The organism is Paenibacillus taichungensis (assembly GCF_003287275.1).
Classification (GTDB): domain Bacteria; phylum Bacillota; class Bacilli; order Paenibacillales; family Paenibacillaceae; genus Paenibacillus; species Paenibacillus taichungensis_A.
The window spans coordinates 43,142-69,405 of record NZ_QEVW01000014.1 but is presented as its reverse complement, the minus strand read 5'-3'; the positions used below and the strand labels follow the sequence as shown (position 1 = coordinate 69,405).

20 protein-coding genes are annotated in these 26,264 nt (G+C 45.7%); 15 read left to right on the top strand and 5 right to left on the bottom strand.

What is annotated here, in order from left to right; translation table 11 throughout:
• Positions 1-153: 153 nt before the first annotated feature.
• Together DC345_RS20300 and DC345_RS20295 are read left to right on the top strand one after the other, a co-directional pair.
• Entirely contained in the window at positions 154-456 is a 303-nt protein-coding gene (locus DC345_RS20300) for an ArsR/SmtB family transcription factor (RefSeq protein WP_076288684.1), read from the top strand.
• Positions 457-553: 97 nt separating this feature from the next.
• Positions 554-1,945 (top strand): aldehyde dehydrogenase, encoded by a 1,392-nt coding sequence (locus tag DC345_RS20295; RefSeq protein WP_113054981.1) that lies wholly within the window; start codon positions 554-556, stop codon positions 1,943-1,945.
• 65 nt (positions 1,946-2,010) lie between these two features.
• Here the strand turns inward: DC345_RS20295 and DC345_RS20290 are convergent, their stop codons facing one another.
• Positions 2,011-2,922 (bottom strand): helix-turn-helix domain-containing protein, encoded by a 912-nt coding sequence (locus tag DC345_RS20290; RefSeq protein ID WP_113054633.1) that lies wholly within the window; start codon positions 2,920-2,922, stop codon positions 2,011-2,013.
• 179 nt (positions 2,923-3,101) lie between these two features.
• On the opposite strand from DC345_RS20290, the gene DC345_RS20285 reads away from it, so the two are divergent.
• The 9 genes from DC345_RS20285 to DC345_RS20245 all read left to right on the top strand — a co-directional run bounded on the left by DC345_RS20285 (position 3,102) and on the right by DC345_RS20245 (position 13,917).
• A complete protein-coding gene (locus DC345_RS20285) occupies positions 3,102-5,333 on the top strand; it encodes a glycoside hydrolase family 52 protein (protein WP_113054632.1) in 2,232 nt (743 codons plus the stop codon).
• Positions 5,330-7,480 (top strand): alpha-glucuronidase family glycosyl hydrolase, encoded by a 2,151-nt coding sequence (locus tag DC345_RS20280; protein ID WP_113054631.1) that lies wholly within the window; start codon positions 5,330-5,332, stop codon positions 7,478-7,480. The genes DC345_RS20285 and DC345_RS20280 overlap by 4 nt, the downstream gene beginning before the upstream one ends.
• A gap of 79 nt (positions 7,481-7,559) precedes the next feature.
• Positions 7,560-8,627 carry an NAD(P)-dependent alcohol dehydrogenase gene (locus tag DC345_RS20275; RefSeq protein WP_113054630.1) on the top strand — a complete coding sequence of 356 codons (1,068 nt, stop codon included), beginning with the start codon at positions 7,560-7,562 and terminating at the stop codon, positions 8,625-8,627.
• Between the two features lie 168 nt (positions 8,628-8,795).
• Positions 8,796-9,062: an HPr family phosphocarrier protein gene (locus tag DC345_RS20270; protein WP_063563877.1), complete on the top strand. Its 267-nt coding sequence runs from the start codon at positions 8,796-8,798 to the stop codon at positions 9,060-9,062.
• 144 nt (positions 9,063-9,206) lie between these two features.
• Complete coding sequence (locus DC345_RS20265; RefSeq protein WP_062319704.1) at positions 9,207-9,455, top strand: type B 50S ribosomal protein L31; 249 nt, start codon at positions 9,207-9,209, stop codon at positions 9,453-9,455.
• Positions 9,456-9,669: 214 nt separating this feature from the next.
• The gene (locus DC345_RS20260; protein WP_113054629.1) at positions 9,670-9,975 is read left to right on the top strand and encodes a Dabb family protein; all 306 of its coding nucleotides are present in this window, start codon (positions 9,670-9,672) and stop codon (positions 9,973-9,975) included.
• A 157-nt stretch (positions 9,976-10,132) separates the two neighbouring features.
• The gene (locus DC345_RS20255; RefSeq protein WP_113054628.1) at positions 10,133-10,894 is read left to right on the top strand and encodes an SDR family NAD(P)-dependent oxidoreductase; all 762 of its coding nucleotides are present in this window, start codon (positions 10,133-10,135) and stop codon (positions 10,892-10,894) included.
• A gap of 201 nt (positions 10,895-11,095) precedes the next feature.
• Complete coding sequence (gene poxB, locus DC345_RS20250) at positions 11,096-12,823, top strand: ubiquinone-dependent pyruvate dehydrogenase (RefSeq protein ID WP_113054627.1); 1,728 nt, start codon at positions 11,096-11,098, stop codon at positions 12,821-12,823.
• Positions 12,824-13,161: 338 nt separating this feature from the next.
• A complete protein-coding gene (locus tag DC345_RS20245) occupies positions 13,162-13,917 on the top strand; it encodes an SDR family NAD(P)-dependent oxidoreductase (RefSeq protein WP_113054626.1) in 756 nt (251 codons plus the stop codon).
• Between the two features lie 96 nt (positions 13,918-14,013).
• Here the strand turns inward: DC345_RS20245 and DC345_RS20240 are convergent, their stop codons facing one another.
• From DC345_RS20240 to DC345_RS20225, 4 genes are all read right to left on the bottom strand, one after another.
• Positions 14,014-15,195 carry an MFS transporter gene (locus DC345_RS20240; RefSeq protein ID WP_113054625.1) on the bottom strand — a complete coding sequence of 394 codons (1,182 nt, stop codon included), beginning with the start codon at positions 15,193-15,195 and terminating at the stop codon, positions 14,014-14,016.
• Between the two features lie 245 nt (positions 15,196-15,440).
• A complete protein-coding gene (locus DC345_RS20235) occupies positions 15,441-15,725 on the bottom strand; it encodes an ArsR/SmtB family transcription factor (protein WP_181586670.1) in 285 nt (94 codons plus the stop codon).
• Positions 15,726-15,897: 172 nt separating this feature from the next.
• Positions 15,898-16,242, bottom strand: a complete 345-nt coding sequence (locus DC345_RS20230; protein ID WP_113054624.1) for a ribosomal L7/L12 family protein — start codon at positions 16,240-16,242, stop codon at positions 15,898-15,900.
• Between the two features lie 39 nt (positions 16,243-16,281).
• Positions 16,282-17,472 (bottom strand): cytochrome P450 family protein, encoded by a 1,191-nt coding sequence (locus DC345_RS20225; protein WP_113054623.1) that lies wholly within the window; start codon positions 17,470-17,472, stop codon positions 16,282-16,284.
• A gap of 558 nt (positions 17,473-18,030) precedes the next feature.
• Between DC345_RS20225 and DC345_RS20220 the strand changes: the two genes are divergently transcribed.
• Genes DC345_RS20220 through DC345_RS20205 form a run of 4 tightly spaced genes read left to right on the top strand, consistent with a single transcriptional unit; the run spans position 18,031 to position 26,263 of the window.
• On the top strand, positions 18,031-19,131 hold the full coding sequence (locus DC345_RS20220) for an ATP-binding protein (RefSeq protein WP_113054622.1): 1,101 nt from the start codon (positions 18,031-18,033) through the stop codon (positions 19,129-19,131).
• A complete protein-coding gene (locus DC345_RS20215; RefSeq protein WP_113054621.1) occupies positions 19,119-21,521 on the top strand; it encodes a DUF5682 family protein in 2,403 nt (800 codons plus the stop codon). Before DC345_RS20220 ends, DC345_RS20215 begins: the two co-directional genes overlap by 13 nt.
• 23 nt (positions 21,522-21,544) lie before the next feature.
• Positions 21,545-22,696, top strand: coding sequence for a VWA domain-containing protein (locus DC345_RS20210; protein ID WP_397333716.1), 1,152 nt, complete (start codon positions 21,545-21,547; stop codon positions 22,694-22,696).
• Between the two features lie 51 nt (positions 22,697-22,747).
• Positions 22,748-26,263 carry a DUF4132 domain-containing protein gene (locus DC345_RS20205; protein ID WP_181586669.1) on the top strand — a complete coding sequence of 1,172 codons (3,516 nt, stop codon included), beginning with the start codon at positions 22,748-22,750 and terminating at the stop codon, positions 26,261-26,263.
• Position 26,264 lies beyond the last annotated feature (1 nt).

Sequence of the window (26,264 nt, the reverse complement as noted above, 5' to 3'; positions counted from 1 at the left end):
GTGTGGAAGCGCTTTATATAAGTTGTTCTAAAATCTATCGCACATGGCTTGCTGTTAGCGGGATGCTGGGGTAAACTATAGACATTAGGTTCAAATGTTTAAACCAACAGACATGACAGTTGTGATATCTGTAGAACATATAGAGGTGAAATTATGGGACAAAAAGCGATATCTATTTTTCAAACCTGCATCCCCTTATTCCAGGTACTTAGCGACAATCACCGTCAGGCGATTTTACTTGCTCTTAGTGAGAAGGGCAGCATGACAGTGAATGAAATTACAGAACAGTTCAACCTGTCACGACCTGCTATATCTCATCATCTCAAGCTATTGCTTGAAAAAGGGCTCATCTCCGTAGAACAGAAGGGTACACAACGGTATTATTCCGCTTCGTTAAGGTCTTCAGTGGAATTATTGAAGGAACTGGTTGGGGCGCTGGAAGAAGAGTGCTTATAGGCAAGAGTTGTTAACATGCTTAGGCATGTGGGCTATATGTTCGTATGTTTAAACGAATCATCATTAACTCGAAGAGGGGGTTGTATTAATGAGTGTCATGCAGGAATTAAGCGAACATGAAGTCGAAGAAATTTTACAGCAGCAACGGCAGTTTTTTCGCTCAGGGGCTACTCGTTCGGCAGAGTCTCGCATTACACATTTAATCCGATTGAAACAAGCCATTCAGCAATATGAGTCACATCTTACTGAGGCGCTCTATCAGGATTTGGGCAAGAGTGAGTTCGAATCGTACACTACAGAGATTGGATTCATGCTGGATAGTATTACACACACCATTCGGCAATTGAAGAAATGGGTCAAGCCAGTCAAAGTCAAAACCCAATTCGCACTGATCGGGTCCAAAAGTTATATTATTCCTGAGCCTTATGGTGCGGTATTGATTATTGGACCTTTTAACTATCCATTCCAGCTTTTAATTGAACCTCTGGTTGGGGCGTTGGCAGCAGGCAACACGGCAGTACTCAAAGCATCTGAGAACACACCAGCCGTATCAGCTGTTATTCGCGAGATGATTAGCTCGGTATTCGAACCAGCATACGTTCACGTGGTCGAAGGAGCCAAAGATACAACCACGGCGCTTATTAATGCGCCTTTTGACTATATCTTTTTTACAGGAAGTGTACCCGTTGGCAAAATCGTCATGGAGGCTGCTGCCAAAAATCTCGTTCCGGTTACGCTGGAGCTTGGTGGTAAAAGTCCGGTCATCGTGGATAAGCATGCAGATCTCAAAGTGGCTGCACAGCGTATCATATGGGGGAAGCTGCTTAATACGGGTCAGACCTGCATCGCTCCGGATTATCTGCTTGTGCATGAACAGGTGAAGGATTCGTTAATCACCGAAATGAAAGCAGCAGTGGAGTCGTTCTTTGGGACAGATATCCAGCACAATCGTGACTATGGAAGAATCGTCAACAAGGCCCATTTCAAACGTCTCACGACTCTTATTGAACGGGATCAGGCTCATATCATCTACGGTGGCCAATCCGATGAGGACGATCGTTTTATTGAACCGACGTTTATTGATGCTGAATCGTGGGAAGCAGCAACGATGGAGGACGAAATTTTTGGTCCGATTCTGCCGATTATCAGTTATTCCCATATAGATGAGGCGATTGCAGGTATTGTAAAGCGGCCAAAACCGCTGGCGCTCTACCTGTTTACATCGGATACACAATTACAAGATAAAGTGATGCGAGAGGTTTCTTTTGGGGGAGGATGCATTAACGATACGATTACCCATGTAGCCAACCCACGTCTGCCTTTTGGCGGGGTAGGACATTCCGGCCTTGGCTCGTATCATGGACGTTACAGCCTCGAGACCTTCTCTCATATGAAAAGTGTGCTTAAAAAGAGCACCAGATTAAACTTGTCGATTTTATATCCCCCATACGATAACAAGCTGAAGACCATTAAACGTCTTCTGAAATAAAAAAACGGACGTTTAATCGTAAGCAAATTAAGTGTCATACTGGAACGATGTTCAATGGTTAAAGCTCATTCCGGAGCAGGCTGTTCCTGTCTGTAGCGTGTGGGTGAAATCCCTGACCAACGCTTGAATTGACGACTGAAATGGGCAATATCCTTATAACCTAGCATGGCAGCGATGTTCTGAACCGACAGCTTGGGGTTACCCAGCAGAACTTTGGCTTCATGCAGAACCATTTCAGATAAATATACACGCGGAGACTGACCATATACCTGCCGAAATACACGGTTACAATGTGAGGAACTGATGCCCAGCTCTGCTGCAATATCATCAATGCCATAATGGCTGTCGGACTCACGTCCCTGCTTGAACTGCTGACTCACCAGTCCTTGCAGCCGATTGCGAATTTGATGGGCCAGTTCGATCTTCTCATATCCGTCCGTAAACAATTGAGCGGCTTCCTGAGAGACAGCTTCCCACAAATGGCCGAACAACTCAAATACCGCCGACTGCAGCTGCATGCGCTGTACCATCGTACTCGCTGCCCGGTTGTCCGCAGAAGACATTAATTTGTGAAGTACAGGCTCGATCTGGCGGGTAACCGGACTATCTGAATTGAACAAAACCTGCTTGATTCGTGCAAGCAAAGAGAGAAATAGCTGATCATCGATATCAAAATGCATGCAAAAATACGTAAACCCCTTGGCGTTATGGCATAGGCTGGAATGAATGCTTCCTGGAGGAATCAGGAGCAATTCGCCAGCCTTTTGAATATACAGCTTGCCGTCCACGGTCATGTATTGTTCGCCTTCCGTTACATAATTCAGCTCATATTGTGGATGTTCGTGGGCTGGATAATCCCAATCCGACCCGACACTCCGCAAATGTATAGCGAACAAATTCACTGTTGTTTGTACATCCGGGTAAAATACTTCATGTACACTCTCTCCCAAAGCGGGAGGCAAATAGGTGGAAGACATGGAAGACCCCCTGAATAAATAATATGGAAACAGATGTAACCGCTTTATTTATATTATAGTCCATTAGCTTGATTTGGGTAAACATCCGATTGATTTGACCATGGTCTATGGTGGAATGCCCGTGGTAGGATGGGGCTAATGAAAACGCATGCAAACCATTTTGAGAGGGGTCATCGTTCATGAGCACATCCAAATCCATCTTTTATAATGCCCATCATTCACCGATCGGGGCTTTTGCCAGCTTTACGCTTGGATACAAAGGAGCCAAAGGCGGATTAGGCCTGGAGCTTGGCAAGCCAGCAGATCAGAATATATATATCGGTTTACAATCTCGCGACAGTGACAACTACGAAGCTTTACCATTTTTCGAAGCCGTTGAAGATGCAAGCGTTCGATATGATGTAGAAAAAGTCGACAATTCGGATTCAGATCAGGTGCCTTCGGCCTCGACAGAAAGTGGATTGAACACGCCAGCGGTAGGGGCAACACAGGGAACACGCCAGCTAATTTCAGCGTTCCGCGATGAAGAGATTACACGCGAGTTTACTTCGGGAACAGATACGTGGACGGCGGGAGATCTGACTTTCCGTATTTACTCACCTGTGCGTCCTGTACCCGAACCGCTAAGTGGCGATCGTGAAGCATTAATGGATGCGCTTGTGCCTGCGGTGCTGGTGGAAATGACGATTGATAACACTCAAGGACAGCAACCGCGTAAAGCCTATTTTGGCTACCAGGGTAATGATCCCTACTCAGCCATGCGTATCATCGGAGGGCCTGAGGGTGGGTCATTAACCGGAGTTGGACAAGGTCGCCTAACCGCCATTTTATCTGCCGATGAGGGACTATGGCCTGCACGCGGATTTACATTGGAGAAGATATTGAAGGAGAAGCACCGTGAGAATCTCGCGTTCGGACTGGGTGAAACAGCTGCCTTGTTGATGGACGTTCCCGCCGGAGAGAAGCGTACGTACCAATTTGCCGTCTGTTTTTATCGCGGTGGAATCGTTACTTCGGGTATAGACACGACTTATTGGTATACCCGTTATTTTGCAGATATCCTGGAAGCCGGGAAATATGCGCTTAACCGCTTCAATGAGCTGACTGCTTCCTGTAAGGAAGTTGAGCAACGTCTCGGTGTAGCTGCTTTGAGTGAAGATCAGTCATTTATGCTTGCCCATTCCATTCACAGCTATTATGCAAGTACACAACTGCTCGATGCGGATGGAGAGCCGTTCTGGATCGTAAATGAAGGTGAATACCGGATGATGAACACACTCGATCTGACCGCAGATCAGTTGTATTTTGAACTTGCTTTGAATCCATGGACAGTGCGTAACGAGCTGGAGTGGTTTGTGAAACGCTACAGTTATACGGATCAAGTGCGATTCCCGGGCGAAGAGAAGGAATATCCGGGTGGCATTACGTTCACACATGATATCGGCGTAGCCAATGTATTTTCACGTCCGGGACACTCGGCCTATGAACTGGTGGGCATCGATGACTGCTTCTCGCAAATGAGTCACGAGGAGCTGGTCAACTGGCTCTGCTGTGCAACTGTATATATTGAGCAGACGCAGGATCGGGAATTTGTTAAAGAGATGCTGCCCGTCATACGGGATTGCTTCGAAAGCATGTTAAACCGGGATCATCCCGACGAACAGCAACGCAACGGCCTGATGGGGCTGGATAGCAGTCGTACCAAGGGCGGAGCCGAGATTACCACTTACGACAGCCTGGATGTGTCGCTTGGTCAGTCCCGCAACAATATCTATCTGGCAGGCAAATGCTGGGCCGTCTACGTTGCACTGGAGAAGTTGTTCGCTACAGAGAAGCTGGCTGAACTGTCTCATCATGCAGGACGTCAGGCGGATAACTGTGCAGCCAGTATTGCAGCCCAGTTAACCGATGGTGGCTACATTCCGGCAGTGATCGCCGAAAATAATGATTCCCGTATCATTCCGGCCATTGAAGGCTTGGTGTTCCCATACTTTACTGGCTGTGAAGGCGCGCTGGATGTAAATGGCCGTTTCGGTCCTTACCTGCAAGCGCTCCGAACCCACTTTAAAACGGTTCTTGTCCCTGGTACATGCCTGTTTGAAGATGGAGGCTGGAAGCTGTCATCTACGAGCAATAATTCATGGCTCAGCAAAATATATCTGTCCCAGTTCATCGCACGAGAACTGCTGGACGTGGAATGGGATGAAACAGGGAAGGCATCTGATGCTGCTCATGTAAACTGGCTGCTGCATTCAGAGGAGTCCTACTGGTGCTGGAGTGATCAGATCCTGGCAGGTGTGGCGGTCGGAAGCAAGTATTACCCGCGCGGAGTAACATCTATTCTATGGCTGCTCGAAGGCAAAGGTAATCGTCTGGAGCAGATCTATGCCAGCAAGGAGGCTGTACAATGAGCAATACAACCGTTCAATCCAATATCTCCGGCCCGCAATACGATGCGTGGCTTGGATATCTTCAAAGCCAATCCGCAGCAAAAGGAGTCGCCAAAAAGGCAGCCCCTGTCTGGAGCCATAACGTGTCGGTGAAGGAAGATCACGAAATCATATCAACAGCAACAGCCGAGCTGATTCAGGGATTGGATAAGCTGTTTGGCATCAAACCGAAAGTTAGTCAGGAAACTGCCAGTCAAGTGAGTATGTCGGATTCAGCACACCAAGAGGCACAAGGGATCTGGCTTGGCACATGGACGGGCTCAGAAGTCGTAGCTCAGGCCTTCAGCGACACGGAACGCTCTACCGTGCAAGGAGAAGGTTATATTATCCGCGAAGATAAAGAGCAGGGTAGGCTGTTTATTGGTTCTGAAACCCCTCAAGGTGTTCTATATGGTACTTTTCATCTGTTAAGGGAGCTTGTTCTGGAGCAGGAAAATTCAAACGATGTGCATCCTGCTGGGGGAAGATTAAGTTACATTTCCGAGCAGCCTGCTAATGCATTACGCATGATCAATCAGTGGGATAACGTGGATGGCAGCATCGAACGTGGTTATGCAGGAAAATCGATTTTCTATGACAATGGAGAATTCACTCGTGATCTCGGGCGTATCCGCGATTATGCCAGATTGCTTGCTTCCACGGGCCTTAATGCTATTTCAATCAATAACGTAAACGTGCATCAGCGTGAGAGCCTGTTCCTAACGGAACGTTTTCTGGGTGATGTTGCGAAGGTTGCTGCCCAATTCAGAGCGTACGGCATCCGATTGTTCCTTAGCGCCAACTACGCTAGTCCGATAGAGATTGGTGGACTACTTACGGCAGATCCGCTGGATGAACAGGTCCGTGAATGGTGGAACATTCAGACAGCCAAGGTATATGCGGCAATTCCTGATTTTGGCGGCTATCTGATCAAGGCAGATTCGGAAAATCGGCCTGGACCTTTTACGTATAACCGTGATCATGCCGATGGAGCGAACATGCTAGCAGAGGCACTTCGCCCGTTTGGTGGACTGGTGATTTGGCGCTGCTTCGTCTATAACTGCAAACAAGACTGGCGTGACCGCTCCACGGATCGCGCACGGGCGGCATATGACCACTTCAAACCACTGGATGGCCGATTTGCGGATAACGTCATTTTGCAGATCAAAAATGGGCCGATGGACTTTCAGGTTCGCGAGGCCGTATCACCGCTGTTCGGTGCAATGGAGAACACAAATCAGGTATTGGAATTCCAGATTACGCAGGAGTATACGGGCCAGCAGCGGCATCTGTGTTATCTGATTCCACAGTGGAAAGAAGTATTGGATTTTGATACGTTCTCCAAGGGACCGGGTTCTGAGATCAAACGCATTGCTGACGGTTCTCTGTATAACAGACCCTACAGCGGTTTTGCCGCAGTATCCAATATTGGTGCAGATGCTTGCTGGACAGGACATCCGCTCGCTCAGGCAAATCTATATGGATATGGGAGACTTGCCTGGAATCCGGAACTGTCATCCGAAGAGATCGCGGAGGAGTGGGTCAGACTTACATTCGGACATGACGAAGAGGTCGTTCGTCTCATCTCTGGCATGCTTTTGAATTCATTGGATATCTATGAAAGTTATACGGCACCACTCGGTGTAGGCTGGATGGTTAATCCCGAGCACCATTATGGGCCTAATGTGGATGGCTATGAATATTCCAAGTGGGGAACGTATCATTTTGCCGATTGTGATGGCATTGGTGTGGACCGGACAGTGGGTAGTGGAACGGGATATACATCACAATACCACCGCGAAAATGCCGAAAGATATGAATCCGTAGACTCCTGTCCGGACGAGCTGCTGTTATTTTTCCACCATGTCCCGTATACGCATGTTCTGCATTCTGGCAAAACGGTTATTCAGCACATTTATGATACACATTTTGATGGAGCAGAGCAGGCGGAAGCATTAGCACAGACCTGGAGACAGCTGGAAGGCAAGATTGATCCGACTGTATTTGATAAGGTGTCTGCGTTACAGGTAGGGCAGGCGGAACACGCCAAAGAATGGCGAGACATGATCAATACGTACTTCTATCGCAAAAGTGGTATTGCCGATAAACAAGGAAGAACGATATATTAATCTGGATACGAAAACTAGAATAATCGGATCTTCTTCGGAGGAAAGAACAACGTTGGTATACACGAGATGGAGGGAACATATGGGACATCATCAATTACCCGAGACCATGAAGGCTGCTGTCATGACAGAGCCAGGGCACATCATCATTGAGGAACAGGCTGTACCACAGCCTGCTGAAGACGAAGTGCTCATTCAAGTGATGGCCGTTGGCGTCTGCGGATCGGATGTGCATTATTTTGAACATGGCAGAATTGGCCGATTTGTAGTGGAGAAACCGATTATACTTGGACATGAATGTGCAGGTATCGTAGCGGGCGTAGGCTCGAAAGTATCACGGCTGAAAGAAGGAGATCGGGTAGCTATTGAGCCTGGGGTAACCTGCGGACGATGCACGGCATGCAAAGAAGGTCGTTATAATCTGTGTCCCGATGTGCAATTTCTGGCGACGCCTCCGGTGGATGGGGCATTTGTACAGTACATGACCATTCGGGAGGATATGGTTTTCCCGATCCCGGATCATCTGTCTTTTGAAGAGGCAGCCATGAACGAACCTTTCTCGGTTGGCATTCATGCTGCAAGACGTAGTAAACTGGCTCCTGGCACCACACTTGCTATTATGGGCATGGGACCTGTTGGACTGATGGCTGTTGCAGCTGCAAAATCGTTTGGCGTAGAACGCATCATCGTGACAGATCTGGAGGAAGTACGGTTGGAGGCTGCTCGTCGTATGGGCGCCACCCATACCATTAATGTACGGAACGAGGATGCACAGGCGGTAATCCGTGAGTTAACGAACGGCGTCGGTGTAGATACAGCTTGGGAAACTGCGGGGAATCCAAAGGCGCTTCAGTCGGCATTATATTCGCTCCGGCGAGGTGGCAAGCTTGCTATTGTAGGACTGCCTGCACAGGATGAAATTGCCCTGAATGTTCCTTTTATCGCGGACAACGAGGTGGATATATACGGAATCTTCCGTTACGCCAATACGTATCCGGCGGGAATTGAATTTCTAAGCTCAGGCCAGCATGATGTAATGTCACTGATTACTGACCGTTATTCGCTTGAGGAGACACAACAGGCCATGGAACGGGCATTGCACAACAAGAGTGGCAGTCTCAAAGTAATGGTGTATCCGAACGGCAAATGAATTTATTTTCAAAGAAGCCCTGATGTTTAGGGTTTCTTTTTTTGTATTTTTCGCCATAAAAGGATTAAACAAGCTTCCATAACGTGGTATAATGCTTGAAGATTTTAATATATAAAATTATACACACCAAATTGGTTGAATAGCATCTAGCGAAAGGAACTGAAATTTGTGAGAACACATGAATTTATGATTCACTCTGATTTCCACCGGGATGATCTGATGTCTGTATCTTCACAAGCTTCGCGATTTGCCTCGGATATTTCATTGTCATTTATGGATGCGAATCATGAGCATCGTGTAGATGTCAAAAGCCTGCTCGGAATGGCGCTTCTTCCCATTCGACATGGCAGTGTGGTGAGATTGCAGACACGGGGAAGAGATGAACTTGAAGCGTTGGAATATATGCTAAATGTATTGGAGAAGGGCTTAACTTGAACTCTGAAACCTGTGCAAATCATAGTGAATTGTAAAATATTTATCGTTTCTTCAATTCCGACTGGTACTTCGTCCAAAAAAAGAGTATAATAAAGTTTAGTTCTATTCTAAGAAGTACCCATATTAAAGGAGTGTAAATAGATTATGCCAAAAGCTGATATCCATCCAAAGACACAAACAGTAATTTTCTTCGATGCAAGTGCTGATTACAAATTCCTGAGTTCTTCGACTAAATTCTCGAACGAAACAATGGAATGGGAAGATGGTAACACTTACCCAGTAATCCGTGTGGACACTAGCTCCGCATCCCACCCATTCTTCACTGGTAAACAAAGAAACGTGGACATCGGTGGTCGTGTTGATAAATTTAACCGTAAATACAACATCAAATAGGTTGTCCAACCATTACAAGAAAACCTCGGGATTAATCCTGAGGTTTTTTTGCATGCATGCCGATAGGAAACTCACGTAGTTCAGAGTTAAAAGTAATTCTAACACCCGTACATATTCATTTCCTCTAAAATTAATTCAACCAATTATTGCGCTTACAACACTTTCGGATGTACACTAGAAAACAGAGTCAGACATATTGGAGGAGGAAATAGAGATGAGCAGCATCAATCATATGGTAACGTTTACACTTTACGCAGGTAAAGATACACCCGAGGCAGAGGCATTTTTGAAAGAGAGTGCGGATGCACTGGCGAATATTCCCGGTGTAGAGCAATTCCAGATCCTGCGTCAGGTGAGCGAAAAAAATGAATTTGACTATAGTTTTTCAATGGTATTCGCCAATCAGGCAGCGTATGATGCATACAATGATCATCCGGTTCACCGCCAATATGTAGAAGAACGTTGGGAAAAGGAAGTTAGTCGCTTCCAGGAAATCGATCTCATTCAGCACGGAGAGTAAAGAAGTGATAAATCTCATTGAACCGATCATAGAATTCCACTGAAATCCGAAAGCGTTTTCCAGTTTAATTAATGAGATTGAAATCATTTGAAATCCTTCTTTCTTCATCGCTAAATTTCGTGATTACACATGTGGCTCAAAGGAGGGGACTGTCCCTATGAAATTGGATCTTACAGGTAAGACAGCACTGGTAACAGGCGCAACTGGTCAATTGGGAAGGGTCATTGCACGTACGTTGGCAGATTGTGGTGCTGATCTCGCGCTGCATTACATAAATAATGAAACGAAGGCTAAAGAGCTTCAGGCTGAGATTGAAGCCATCGGTCGGAGAACCCTCATTGTTCAGGGCGACATCACGAAGCAGGATACGACATTTCGGTTGCGGGATGAAATCCAGTCCAGCCTTGGCGATGTGGATATCGTAGTTGCCAATGCAGTTATACAATATGCCTGGACAACGGTGCTGGAACAATCACCGGATGATTATATAAGTCAGTTCGAATCTTGTGTGATGCAGAGTGTGTATCTTGCCAAAGCATTCATTCCTTATATGAAAGAAGCGAGAGCTGGTCGATTCATTGGTATCAATACGGAATGTGCGATGCAGAATTTTGCTACCCAGTCTGCATATACAGCGGGAAAACGCGGAATGGATGGTTTGTACCGTGTACTGGCGAAAGAGGTAGGCGAGTATCAAATTACGGTCAACCAGGTTGCGCCTGGATGGACGATCAGTGAACGCGACCGCAACAACGAGTCGGGGCATGATGAGGGCTATATTCAAACTGTACCGCTGAAACGTAGGGGGGAAGATCAGGAAATTGCCAATGCCGTAGCATTTCTGGCATCCGACCTGTCCTCTTTTATTACAGGAGCTTATATCCCGGTCAGTGGTGGCAATGTGATGCCCGCCATTTAATTTGGCTAATATGCAATGTACGCATTTTAAACCATAGTAGCGCATGATCCGTTTGTCAGTCCATGACAAGCGGATTTTTGTATATATCCATAAATACATATGAATTTGTTTCTAATTTCAAAAGATTGGGGTAAAAGAATAGGTAGTTTAACGCGGTGGAAACATAACTCAAAATAAGCGAATAAAGGAGACCGACCTGTCATGAAAAAAACAATTGCAGACGTTCTGGTCGAAGCACTATTGAACGCAGGCGTCAAACGCATCTATGGTATCGTTGGAGACTCCTTGAATGCGGTACTCGATTCCATCCGTCGTTCGGGTAAAATTGAATGGATTCATGTCCGCCATGAGGAAGTGGCTGCTTTTGCAGCTGGGGCAGATGCCCAAGTGAGCGGAAGTATTGCCGTATGTGCGGGCAGCAGCGGACCGGGAAACATGCATTTGATTAACGGTCTGTATGACTGTCATCGGAACCGTGTTCCGGTACTTGCCATAGCTGCTCATATTCCAAGTGATGAGATCGGGAGTGAATATTTCCAGGCGACTCATCCAGAGTATTTGTTTCAGGAATGCAGTCATTATTGCGAAGTCATTACAACGGCCAAACAGATGCCGCGTTCCTTTACGATGGCGCTTCAGACCGCAGTCTCACGTTCAGGCGTTTCCGTCATTATATTGCCTGGTGATGTAGCGGCTTTGGAAGCGGCTGATTTGCCCGTGCCGGAGCATGTGTATCATGCCACACATCCTGTCGTACACCCTTCCGAACCTGAACTGCGGAAACTGGCGGAATTCCTGAATCAAGGAAAAAAAATAACGTTGCTGTGTGGTGCAGGCTGCGCCAGTGCGCGTGAACCTCTGATGCAGCTCTGTGATCGCTTAAAATCCCCTATGGTCATTGCTTTGCGAGGCAAGGAATATCTGGAATATGATAACCCGTATTCGGTGGGACTCACGGGATTAATCGGGTATTCCTCCGGTTATCATGCCATGATGGACTGTGATGTGCTCCTGATGTTGGGAACAGATTTTCCGTACCGCCAATTCTTCCCGGAAGATGCGGTTGTACTTCAAGTAGATATTCAGTCTTCACACCTTGGTCGCCGTACAAAGCTCGATTATGGAGTGTGCGGAGATGTGAAAGCTACCATTGAAACATTATTACCTTATCTTACGGAAGAGCATAGCGACAAACATTTGCATAAAAGTGTGGAACGTTACGAGAAAGTTCGTAAGGAATTGGATGAGCTTGCCGTAGGTAAACCCGGAAAAACGCCAATTCATCCTCAGTATTTAACCAAGGTCATCAGCAATGCTGCAGCAGAAAATGCAATCTTCACCTGCGATGTAGGTACACCTACGGTATGGGCAGCTCGCTATATTGAAATGAGCCGCAATCGCCGTTTGTTAGGTTCATTCAGTCATGGCACCATGGCAAATGCTCTTCCACAGGCGATTGGAGCGCAAGTGTCTGATCCGGGAAGACAAGTGATTTCATTATCTGGTGATGGTGGCATTGCCATGCTGATGGGTGATCTTCTGACGCTTAAACAGCATAATCTCCCAATAAAAGTTGTCGTGTTTAACAACGGTGCACTCAGTTTTGTTGAACTGGAGATGAAAGCTGCCGGATTGCTTGAATCCGGTACCGATCTCGTAAACCCCAACTTTGCTATGGTAGCTCAAGCGATGGGCCTGGAAGGGATACGGGTTGAAGATCCAGCTGATCTGGAAGGGGCTGTAGAGCGTGCATTGCAGCATGATGGCCCTGTTCTGATTGATGTTGTGGTGAACCGTCAGGAACTGTCCCTGCCTCCGAAGATTAATATAAAACAGGCCGAAGGCTTCACCTTATGGATGATGAAGGCGGTGCTGAATGGGCGTGGCGATGAGCTGATCGAGCTGGCCAAAACGAATTTTCTAAGATAAGTATTAGGTTTTCCTTAGCAATATCGCAACATGTTCCACCGGCGTTCCGACAAAGTAAATGCATGAAAATATACTGTACATCTCACTAAAAAGAAGGGGAATGTTACACGCTTTTATTAAGGAGTTCTCCTTCTTGAGATGTGTGGAATGTGATGAATTATATAGTATGTATTCATATTATATGGTTTGTTTTTAAATTGAAACTCCTTTAAAATAGGTAAAGTCAGGCAGGATTCAAGGCTTTTTACCCTACATATGTTGCATTCCAACGCAATACCGCTTCATATCGAATTAATCGATCCGATGACAGATGACGAACACACATGGAGGAGATCAAAATGAGTCACAAAGGAAAAGTAGCAATTATCACTGGAGCAGGAAGTGGATTGGGCCAAGCGACTGCACTGAAGCTGGCAGAGAAGGGCGCATTTATTGTGGTCGTTGATCTCGTGGCAGAGACGGGTCAGGAAACTGTAAAACAGATTGAGAAGCTGGGCGGTAAAGCCATTTTTGTACAAACAGATGTAAGCAAGGCGAACGAGGTAGAGAATTATGTTAACAAAACGATCGAGGAATTCGGTCGAATCGACATGTTCTTCAATAATGCCGGGATCGCTGGTCCTGGTGTCAAACTAATTGAGCATACTATCGAGCAGTTTGACCAAATCATTGATATTAACCTGAGAAGTGTATTTTACGGATTGAAGTATGTGATTACCGAAATGCTCAAAACTGGCGGTGGTTCCATCGTCAATACGGCATCTACAGCAGGAATTGTGGGTGTTCAAGCAGTTGCACCTTATGCAGCGACAAAGCATGGCGTAGTTGGACTAACACGTACTGCGGCCATTGAGTATGGCAAAGAAAACATTCGTGTGAATGCTATTGCCCCAGGTACGATTGAAACTCCAATGGTGGTTCAGTTTGGTAAGGATAATCCTGAAGTATTCAAAGCAACCCTTGATAGCATTCCGTCCGGTCGTCTCGGTAAGCCTGAAGAGATTGCCAATCTGGTATCCTTCCTGCTGGGAGACGAAGCTCCTTATATTAATGGTGCTGTATATCCCATTGATGGTGCTGTAACTGCACAATAAGGCATTCATCAAACGGAATAAGAAAGAGAGGCGACTGTAATGTTACAGTGCCTCTCTTTTTGCGTGGTTTCATTTTATTCTTGAGCTTACGCTCCATTATGCCACATTGGAAGATTCGGTCTGAGCTGTTGTGGTAACTGCCGGACGATAGGCAAGTATGATGATGATCATTGCAATGACCACCCCTGCAGCTCCTATCCAGGTGATAGATGACAATGAAACTGCGCTGACGGCGATTCCCCCAATACCAGCACCCGCAGCCATGGCGAGCTGCATAACGGAACTGTTCAGACTTAACATAATCCCGGACGATTCTGGAGCCATTGTAACCAGATTATATTGCTGTGTTGGGCCGGAAGACCAGGCGGAGAAGGACCATAGAATTAACACAATGAAGATGGCCATACCTGAATGAGCCGTGATGTTCAGCATCAGCAGACTTATGACATGCAAGGCCATTCCCAGGATGAGTGTTCTCTTTACCCCCATACGATCTGCGCTGTACCCTCCCGATTTGGAACCAATCAGACTTGCGATCCCAAAAGCCAGCAAAGCGGAACTTAACAACGTTTCGCTCATGCCTGCAACAGATACCAAGTAGGGTGAAATGTAGGTATACGCAATAGAATAGCCTCCTAACCAGAAAAAGCTGACAAGCAGCGCAAATCCAATACGAGGTTGTTTGAGGAGCGCTAATTGTTTTCTCAAAGGAACGGGTGCTTCACCTTCAGATGGGGGAATCGTAGATGCAATAACAATCATGGCAATCACGCCCAAAATCGCGATACCTGCAAAAATCAGTTTCCAATCCCAAGCTGCAGCGACCATTCTTCCCAGTGGAACTCCCACGATCAGAGATGCGGTAAACCCTGTAATGACCGTTGCGATTGAGCTGGCCTGTTTGCCTGCGGGCGCTATTTTGGAAGCGACTGTCAAGGCAGTTACAACAACAACTCCGGCTCCCAGCGCCATGAGGACACGTGCGGCGATAAAGAGTCCATATCCAGGTAACAGGTAGGCCAAAACGTTACCTGCAACAAAAAGTCCCAGAAAGTATAGCAGCAGCTTTCTTCGGTCCATGCGGGATGTTAAGGCAATGATGATGGGCGTACCGAGTGCATAAACGAGTGAAAAGATTGTGATCAGCTGTCCCGCAGCAATCAACGATATATTCATGGTGTCCGAGATCCGATCCAGAATGCCCGCAATGACATATTCGGAGGTCCCTACAAGAAAGCTGACCAAGGCCAGGACATAGATTTTCCATGTGTTAGACATGAGTATATAACCTCTTTCTGATTGTAATTATTATATTTTTAGAAATATAGAAATAAAGACGAGAGAACAGGATTAAGATAAAACTAATCTACCAATGAGGCAAAGCGAGTACTTAACTTATCAAATGTACCGCGTGTTATAGCAAAAGGGTATTTATGCGACTATGATAAGGCTCAGCGGACTAGGTAGCATTACTAATCATTGATTTTATATTTCTAGTATTATAGAAATATAAAACAAAAATTTCACTTCTCCAACAGATAAGGAGCGAATCTCTGTACCGTGTCCGTATTCAGACTGTAGTAAATATACGTACCTTTCTTTTGTGAGGTCAACAAACCACAATCGGAAAGTTGTTTCAGGTGATGAGATAAAGTGGAGAGTGCTACGGTCACAAGCCGATTCTCCAAATCAGCTGGGCACAGGTTGCTTTCACCCGAAAGGATCTGAATGATTTTATATCTCGTTTGTTCACCCAGAGCTTTATGAATTTTGACGGCCTGTTCAGTTTCAATCGACTTGGATTGCATCAAAATCGGTCCTTTCGTCTTTATTTCTTATTTCTATAAATATTGAAATAACTTTATCATGTCTTTAGAAAAAAGTAAACTCCCCACGAAGATCGTTGTTTCCAGTCAAACTATGAAACAACTGAAAGCAAAACCTTTGCAGGGAGTTGGGAAGTCCATCTAAACTCATTAATTACAGGCGTTCAAGAGACTCAACGTAATCTTTGGCTTCTTTAAGAGACAGGTTTCTGGCTTCACGAGCCTTTTTGATTGCTATTATTTTTTTGCCCTGTTGTGCAAGTGCCTGCAATTCTTTATCAAGTTCAGTCAGCCCAGCCTTTGCCGGTGGAAGTGGAGATATATTCACTGCAGAATTGTTATAACTGAGAGGGGAGTGTGTGTTAAGGCCTGAACTATTCTCCAGACGTTCAACATCCCTTTTCAATTCATTCAACTGTGTCTGTAAGCTAATGACGCGAACTAATAAGATGAGAATAAGAAATAAAAAAACGACTAGAACAATGGTGTTAATTCCCATGCAGTCAGGTGCCTCGCTTTCCTTCCTTCAAATACATAACTATTTAAGCTGTACCGGGATCTCCTTAACGCCTCGAACAATCATTCCGGGTCTCCATTCAAGTTCATTAACATCCGTCTGAAGCTGCATATCGGGAAAGCGGCGAAGCAGTGTGTTAATCGCAATCTCGCCTTCAAGTCGCGCGAGAGGGGCTCCCAGACAGAGATGAATGCCTTTGCCAAAAGCCAAATGTGGGCTCTTCTCACGAGTGATATCAAAAACATCCGCATCCTTGAACTTCTCTTCATCCCGATTGGCTGAATCCAGTGCTACAATAACAAGTTCACCTTCAGCGATGTGATGTCCATGAAACTCTATGTCCTCGGACGCCCAGCGAGACGTGCTGAATTCAACCGGGCCGTTATAACGCAGCATTTCTTCAACAGCATTATGGATTAACTCAGGTTGCTTGATCAGCAGGTCGCGTTGCTCCGGATGCTCCAATAGCGCAAGTACACCATTACCAATTAGGTTAACAGTGGTTTCATGTCCGGCAATGATCAGCAGAGCGACAACACCAAGCAGTTCCTTTTCTGTGAGTTGTTCTCCTGATTCTTCTGCCACAACGAGCTGACTGATCAGATCGTCACCCGGCTGCTCACGTACTTTGGCAAACCAATTATTCAGGTAATCAATGAACTCCTGGGCATGCTTCTCAAACACTTCGGAATGCTCCGCACTTGTCGCATCGATAATGGAATTGGACCATAAACGGAATTTGTCCTGATCTTCAAGAGGTACACCCAGGATCTCGCTGATGACAATGATCGGTAATGGAAATGCAAACTCATCAATCAGATTCATCTTTTCCTGGGAATTGAGATTATCCAGGAGATCGTCAGCAATATCTTGAATATGGCTTCTCATGCCCTCAATCAATCTGGGAGTAAAAGCCTTCTGTACGAGTCCACGTAACCGGCGATGATCAGGTGGATCGGAAAAAAGCATGTTATGCACGAATATGTTTTGTTGATCGGGTCCATAACGTTTGACTACATCCTTGCTGAAACGGTTGTCTTTCAATACTTCCACTGCATCCTCATAGCGGCTAATAATCCAACCGAAATCACCATGAGGGAAAAGGACTCTGTGAATAGGATCATTTTGTCTCAGCTTTTCGTATACGGGGTAAGGATTCTGTGTAAATTCACGGGTGAATAACTCAGACTGTGAAGTTTCATTAGTACTCAAATGGTTAATCTCCTCTCATCAAAAGCTCGTATTGTTACGCATCTTATCTAAGGGATCATATGTTAATTTCGGTGGCTTCATACGAAAAGCCTGCACCATCTATATATTCAATATTGGAGCAATTGAAACCTTGTTTTTGACTAAGGGAAAGCTTACATATTTTAGAGGGAATAGCACTCGGAATAAGGAATAAAATCAATAGAAATGAAGTAAAGACACAGACTACTGGGCTGTGTTTTTTTGTGAGATTGGACTTAATCTGCTTGAACCATATTACGTGGTGTTTAATGAACTATAGGGACGTATGACCTATAAATTGAAGTTTTCTACAACAACAACACGGAATCAAATTAGTTTTGAATGCAACCGCCATGATGTAACGATATAAGTAATTCACAATTGTGCTATGCACCATGTCCACGGACTTATGAAGAATGCTGATAAGAAGGACGTTTCAACCATTTTTGTCGTTTTCTACGTTCGTTCAAAGGCTGCTGTGATAAGATAAAATGTAATAAGAACATACGATCTGTTTATGCGAGAGGAGAAACCTTGACGATGGAAATGCTTAAGCCGCCCGCCGAGACACTATATGAGACAGAATTAAGGGCACTGCGAGAAGAAGATACGGGAAAACGTCCTCCAAACTGGCTGCTGTCCCCAGCCTATGTCAGAGATTTTATTATTGGCAGGGATAAACCTGCCATATTGGACGGAGAAGAGATCACAATTACACGGAAATTTTATGGCAACGATGTTCTCATTGAACGAGCCGTGGTAACCTTGGCAGGAAATCGGGGATTGATGCTCGTTGGAGAACCCGGAACTGCCAAGACTATGCTCAGCGAATTGCTGACCGCGGCCATTTCTGGAACCAGTTTGAACACAATTCAGGGTACGGCAGGTACAACTGAAGACATGATCAAATATTCCTGGAATTATGCCATGTTGCTGGATAAGGGTCCATCCGAAGCGGCGCTTGTGCCCTCACCGTTGTACAACGGAATGAAGAAGGGGATTCTTACGCGTTTTGAGGAAATTACGCGTTGTCCTGCTGAAGCGCAAGATAGCCTGATCAGTATTCTCAGTGACAAGGTAATGAGTATTCCTGAACTGGACGGCGGTGTGCTGTTTGCCAAACCAGGGTTTAACGTGATTGCTACGGCGAACATTCGCGATAAAGGTGTCAATGAAATGAGTGGTGCACTGAAGCGCCGTTTCAATTTTGAGACGATCAAACCGATTAGCAGTGTGAAAATGGAAGCCAAAATTATTGAATCCCAGGCACGAAGCCTATTATTACATAGCGGAATAGACACCGAGATTAATACGGATGTGGTTGAATTACTGGCCACGACTTTTATGGAGCTTCGCACAGGAATGACGCGGGAAGGTTACAAGCTCGATACGCCCCAAGCGTCCATGAGTACGGCTGAAGCCGTATCTGTATATGTACAGAGTGCAATGACTTCCTATTATTACGAAGACAAGGGGATTGCATTGGATCGGCTGGTACAAAACATGTTGGGGACGATAGCGAAAGAAAGCGACAAGGATCTGTCCATTCTCAAAACCTACTTCTCTAAGGTCGTAAAGGAGCGTTCGAGAGAAGAAGGGATTTGGAAGGATTACTATGAGGAAAAGAAATGGATCGGTTAACAGGAAAAGCGGATTTGGATGTTGCCCGGTTACAGACGCTATTTGAGTTCCAAGTGTATAACCTGAACAACGGAACGCTTTATTTTCCCATACGCCATCATAGCCCGGCCTGTTCCTATCATTTGCTGCGATTGATTGAAGAATACAAGCCGGACATCATTCTAATCGAAGGCCCTGAGAGCGGCAATCCCTTACTTCAAGTTCTGGCTGATGAGGCGACGATACCTCCTGTCAGTCTTTACTACACCTATGAGAATGAAGATGAGAGAGCAGCCTGTTATTATCCGATGCTTCGTTACTCTCCTGAATATGTAGCGCTGAAAGAAGCAGCTCGGCTGAGCATCCCTGCGACTTTTATCGACCTGGATTATCATCATTTCTCCAAGCCCAACAAGGCAGAACAGCGTGAGATATCCATTCAAGACGAGACATTGCTTGCAGGGTCTGAGTTTATCCACCGTTTATGTCAGAAAACAAACTGTCGAAGTTTCGATGAGTTGTGGGAGAACGTATTTGAGATTGGTGGTCTGGAGAAGTCAACACAGGCATTTGTACAGGATGTATTTACGTACTGCACCTTATCTCGGATGTGTTATTCTTCGGAACGCTTGCACAGTACAGGTGATTTGGCAAGAGAAGCTCATATGAGAAGTCGTATTAAACAAGCTGGGCAGGATCATGAACGTGTGCTTGTCATCACTGGCGGATTTCATACGTATGGACTGGTGATGCCCGAGAATCATGTGACGGATTCAGAAGAGATGACGATGCAAGAGCATGTGAAGGCTCAGAATTCGGTGCATCAGCAGATGTATCCCATGGTCTACACGTTTGCCGAAGCAGATCGGCTGAATGGGTATGCAAGCGGTATGCCTTATGTGAATTATTACGAACAGATCTGGACCCAGCTGCTTCGGCATAAGAACTCCGTGTATAATTTGACCGCTTTGGACTTGTTATCACGACTAACCCGCAAGCTGAGGGAAGGGCATGAACATGTATCAACCAGCGACGCTATTGAGGCTTACAGCATGGTTCAAGGACTCGCAGGACTGAGAGGGAAAAGGGAAGGCGGAGTCTATGAGCTGATGGATGCAACCCTTTCTTCCTTTGTTAAGGGTGAACTTACGTTAGCTTCAGACAAACCTCTGCAAGAACTGCACAGCTTGCTAACCGGGGATGTCATCGGAAAAGTGGCTCCCAACCCATTCAGTATTCCGATCGTTGAGGATTTCAAAGAACGTTGTGGAGAATCAAAACTTCTAATTCGTACTACAGGCCAACATAAGAAGATACTTGATTTATATGCCAAACCAGATCATCGTCGGCAAAGTCAATTGTTTCAATGTATGGTCTATCTCGTTCCGGATTTCGCGAAGCGACAATCAGGCCCGGATTGGATTGCTCAGCGTGACATGAACCTTGTTCGGGAGACGTGGGTATATACCTATTCCTCCAGAATTGAGGCTCGATTAATCGAGAATTCTCTCTATGGAGGCACAATTCGGGAAGCCTGTACGCGCAAGATGGAAGAGGAAATGCAGGGAATACCGGATCATCACAGTGGTGACCTCGCCAAATCCATGCTTCAGGCTCTGCTCATGGGCCTGCAGGATACCGCCATGAAGCTGTATGAACAAGTGAAGTCAGCACTCCGAAAGGATGGAAATTTCTTGTCGTTGTGCGGAAGTCTGCATATTTTGAATCGAATTCAGCAGCATCGCAGACTTCTTGGGTTGTCTGAGGAACAGCAGCTCCTTAATCTCGTATCCGAAGCTTATAACAATGCCGTTGACAAACTGATACTACTCTCAAGAACGAATCCGGATGAACATGAAGCGATTGTCCAGGGACTAAAGCTGCTTGCCATGCTGGCGGAATCGTCCGAAGAGCATTTCCGGGATGAACCATTCAAGGCACACCTGGATGAACTTCTGTCAGACAGCCAGCTTCCGGCACAGCTGGAGGGGGTGTGTATTGCCATATCTTCAGGACTTGGGGACAGGCCTAGAGATGAGATCGTGGATCGGGCACGTGCATATATCCGGGGATCGCAAGAACAGACTCACCAGACTGCACTTTATCTACAGGGTGTTTTCTCTGTAGCACGGGACGCTTTTCTGTATGAAGATCAGCTTTTATCAGAATTGAACTATATGATCAAGCAACTTGATTATGAAGAGTTTATTCGCATGATCCCTGAGCTTCGCTTGGCGTTTACTTACTTTACCCCCATGGAGACAGGCCTGATTGCGGATCGGGTTGCGAGCTTGCATCAGGTAGAGAACGAAGAGATGTTATGGCCTTCCGTTGACGAGCGATTGCTGATCCAGACGAAAACATGGGATGAAGCCCTTCGGAAGGAGTTTGATGCATGGAAACTGATCTGAATGAGCTGGATAAAACCAAGGAAATGGTGAAAGACAATGCTGAGCTGAATCGGGTGGAAACCTTAAACCGTTGGCGCCTTATTCTAGGTGAATCCGCCGAAGAAGGACTGTCCAATGCAGAAGATTACTCCCCTGATGATTTTAAATATACCGAAGTCGATGAGATTCTAGGATATCTGTATAATCGCGAATACGGTGAAGAGCAGGGTTACAGAAAAGGGGGAGGTAGGGGCACCTCGGATCTAACCGTTCCCAAATGGTTGCATAAGGTCAGGGAACTGTTCCCGAAATCAACGGTAGAAATTCTGGAGAAACAGGCGCTTGACCGTTATGGTCTAACCGAATTGTTAACGGACAAAAAGCTGCTGGAATCCCTCGAACCCAATATGAACCTACTCAAGAACATCATGCAATTTAAAGGACGAATGAAAGGCGACGTATTAAAGAGCGCCAAGGAAATCGTACGAGTCGTGATTGAAGAGCTGCGACGCAAACTCGAATCTCAGACCAAAGCGAGCATTATGGGGAAACGCAGCCGTTATGCATCCAGTTCGGTGCGTTCCTTACGCAATTTGAATTTCAAGCAGACGATTACCAAGAACTTGAAGAACTATGACAAAAACAATCGAAGATTTGTAATTGATCGTCTATATTTTGACGGGAATATCCAGTCTCACAACAAGTGGGACATCATCATTGGTGTGGATGAGAGCGGAAGCATGTTAGATTCAGTGATATACAGTTCGGTGATGGCAAGCATTTTCTATCGCCTAAATGCACTACGAACGAAATTGTTCATTTTTGACACACAGGTCGTCGATTTGAGTGACAGGCTGGAAGATCCGGTAGATGTGCTCATGAATGTGCAGCTTGGCGGGGGAACACATATTACCAAGGCACTCCGTTATGGTGAGACGTTAATCGAAAATCCTGGTAAAACAATATACATTCTCGTTAGCGATTTGGAGGAGGGTTATCCGATCCAGCACATGTATAAGGCATGTAAGGATATTCTGGATACGGGCTGCAAATTGCTTGTGTTGACTGCACTCGATTTTAACGGAGATACTGTGTACAACAAACATGCTGCGCAGACGTTATCCAATATGGGTGCACATGTTGCTGCGATTACACCCAATGAGTTGGCGGACTGGATTGGCGAAATTATTACTTAATTGGTTATATACAAGATGATTTATACACTCATATTCAAGGAGGAATGTGTAATGTTAACCGCAGACCGCGCAGTAGAAGCTTTGGTGGAGAAGTTTGCAGAGGTGTGTTCCAATGAATATTCGTTGAAAACGGATCGGAGTTCGGAAATCATTGATTTTGTGATGGGAACGACAGACAAGTTTCCGGATATGATGGGAGGTTCCAGTCATTATGCCTACCAGACGATAGACGTACTCATGAAAATTGCCAAAAAAGATGACGGAGATATCTTTTTTCGAGCTGGAGCCATTGTAATTCATATGGAATCCAATTATTCCAGAAGAAATTCATGGAGAACCGATGGTTTTACACTCTGCCTTGGGAACGACTCCGAAGCTTATGGACTGAGTGGAAAGAGCAAAACCAATGATCGGATGGGCGGGTTGCTGTCCCGTTTGGAGAAAATCAATCGCTATGCTGGAGAGAAGGAAATTCTGGATGAATTGAAGAGCAGACTGAAGGGGAATTTCAAGGATGTAATCAATGGAATGATACTCCTGCGACTCTATTCAGATCTCAATGATAGCCCTTCTCATTTTGCCCAGGTGCAACAGTTCACTCAATCTCTGCCAACATTGTTTCAACATGTGATGACCCATGATACAAGTAAGCTGCGGAACGAATTGCATGCATTGATTGAGCCACTGGTGGTTTGCAATTTTCAAACGAAACATAACAGATCTGCATATGAATTGAATGATGAATTCCTCCGGGAGAAGCATAATCAGGTTATAGCTGAGAACTATTCGAGTTCTTCTCTCTCCAAAAAGGAGCAGCTGTCTTACAGTGAGTTCGACAAAACGATGATCCTTTTGAGCAATGCATTATTGTATTTGGTTAACATCAGTGGCGGCAAACAACGTTTCCTTGAAGATCAAAGTGAGACCGGTCTTATTTTGCTCGAAGCCATAAACCAATTACATGAGATCTATCCACTTGAAGTCCGTCGCTACTTGTTAAGCATGGATCCAAGAACAAAAAATGCTAATGAATTGCTGTCAGGGCTGTTGCCTCTAGACGAGCCATATCAACTCATCGAAATGTTGCGTAATGAACTCGAATCGTACACCATACCCTGGCAATTTCTGCAATCCGCGATTGTGAATGAGCCGCAGCAAGCGATTCGTGCATACCACATTTTAAAACCCCCGTTCCTCAAATTGTGTATTCAAAAAATGCTGGAGGACCATGGAATCGAAGTGCCAGATGTGGATGAAACGGTTGAACAAGCCGTGTTCAGTGCGCTTCGACATCCATTAGATGGAGGGAGACAGGGGCTTGCAATTGCACGATATTTGCACGGTGAAAGCTCCCTTGAAGAATACTGGGAAGATCCGAATAGTCGTGGGCTGTTTAATAACCTGAATCGTGACAAAAAGCGCGTTCATAACTTGATCAGCATTAGCTTCCTGCCTTTGGATTCGGAGGCGATGCGTCGGTTTGTGATTCTGACTACGTATCCCGAGTGGACTCTGGATATCGTTTCTGATATGTATCAGTCTTACGCGTTTAGCGGAGAGAAGCTGTTGGAACTTTACGGCCAAGATCCAGAGGTAAAACAAGAGAAATTGCTGTCCAGTCTGATTTCTCTCAACGGTATGACCGATTACAAGTACAAATCGATGCCTCAGGATGAATATCGCCGGATCATTCAGCAAAATCTGGACTTTGCTCTGGCACAGTACAAGAAACTACCCACGGACACGCGCATCATCATTTTGGAAATCACCTTTGAACAACGTCACGAGCTATCAACAAAACAAGTAGCTGAAGCGATTCGTGCCGGATTGCAGGATTCATCCAAAAAGGCAAATGGCGTGGCGTTATCTGAATTCAATCGGATTCCTGACCAGGACTTATACACGACAATATATCGTTCGGAGAAAAAAACGGGTGTGAAAGAAATGGCTCTGAGCGCCATCCGCAGTTTGGATAATAGCAAGGATATATACTTTGGGCTTCTGGAGGGTGAGAAGTCTGCCGAATGGAAGAACCTGATTCAAATTCTGCTGGATACCACGGATCAAAGCCCAGAGTATGCTCATGCGGCACTTGCAGATCAGGCAGATGCCAAAAAGCTGACCAGACTAAGCTGGTTGTCTTTGAACGATCTTCCTTCTCTGATACGTTCAGAGGACAATCAACCATTAGATGATCGAATCAAGCAGTATATCTTGGTGCAATCAATAGATCATACATCTGCTCCAAACGAAAGACTGAATGAACTACGTGAGTATGCAAGCGAGGAGTCGCTCGCAAGGTTTGCTAGCGAGCTGCTACAGTTGTGGATTCAGGACGGTGCTTCTGCGAAGGAGAAGTGGGTAATGTACCTCTCGGCACTCTTTGGCGATATTCAAATTGTGAATACATTGGCTCCCCAAATTAAGGAATGGACAGAAAACAGCCGAGGGGCCATTGCGGCTGATGCTGTAAAAGTACTGGCCTATCTTAAGGAACCATCCGCTCTCATGGCGATTGACAAGATCAAACGCAGTGTGAAGAACCGACAGGTTAAGGGTGCGGCTGAAGAAGCATTGCAGCTGGCTGCAGAAAATTTGGGACTCACCTCGGAACAGTTGGAAGATCGACTCGTCACCACACTTGGTTTTGATCAGAATGGAACGATGCAGCTGAGCTACGGGGAGCGTTCATTCCTGATAAAAGTGAATGGAGATCTGCAGGTGGTTGTTGTAAATGAAGAAACGGGTAAATCTGTGAAGAGTCTACCTGCTCCTGCACAGAAAGATGATGCTGAACTTGCAGCACATTCTAAGGCGCGTTTTACACAATTGAAGAAGGATCTCAAAACAATGGTTAACATCCAGGCACAACGTCTGGAAGAATCTTTGTCTAAACAACGGCTGTGGTCTGCTGATGAGTGGACAGCATTGTTTGTACAGAATGTAATCATGCAGAAATTTGCTGTAGGTCTGATATGGGGCACATATGAAGATGGTCAGTTGGTCACCACGTTCCGTTATATGGAGGATGGCACGTTTAATACCGTCGATGAGGATGAATACGAGCTGCCTTCGGGATCTCTAGTGGGATTGATTCATCCACTCGAACTTGACCAATCTACGCTCGAAGGATGGAAAACGCAGCTGGAGGATTATGAGATCAAGCAGCCGTTTGAGCAGCTGAATCGTCAAATTCATGTGCCTGAGGATGAAGACAAAAACAAGGTTGAATATGACCGCTTGCCGGAGTCTGATTTCTCTCCCACCGCATTCCCCAAAGCACTGGAGAAATACGGATGGATCAAAGGTCCAGCACAGGACGGCGGCTGGTATCATGAATTTTACAAAGAGTATGGAGATCTTGTCGCAGAACTGCGCTTCAGTGGTACCAGCATTTCATATTATGAAGGATTGGAAGATATCACGCTGGAATCTCTGCACTTCTTCAAACCCGGCAGTCAGAAACACTATTATTATAGCGATAACAAGTCCATTGCTTTGGGTGAAATTGCAGGTCGTGTGTTCAGTGAGACGATCTATGATATTTTAAGAGCGTCAGGACGTTGAT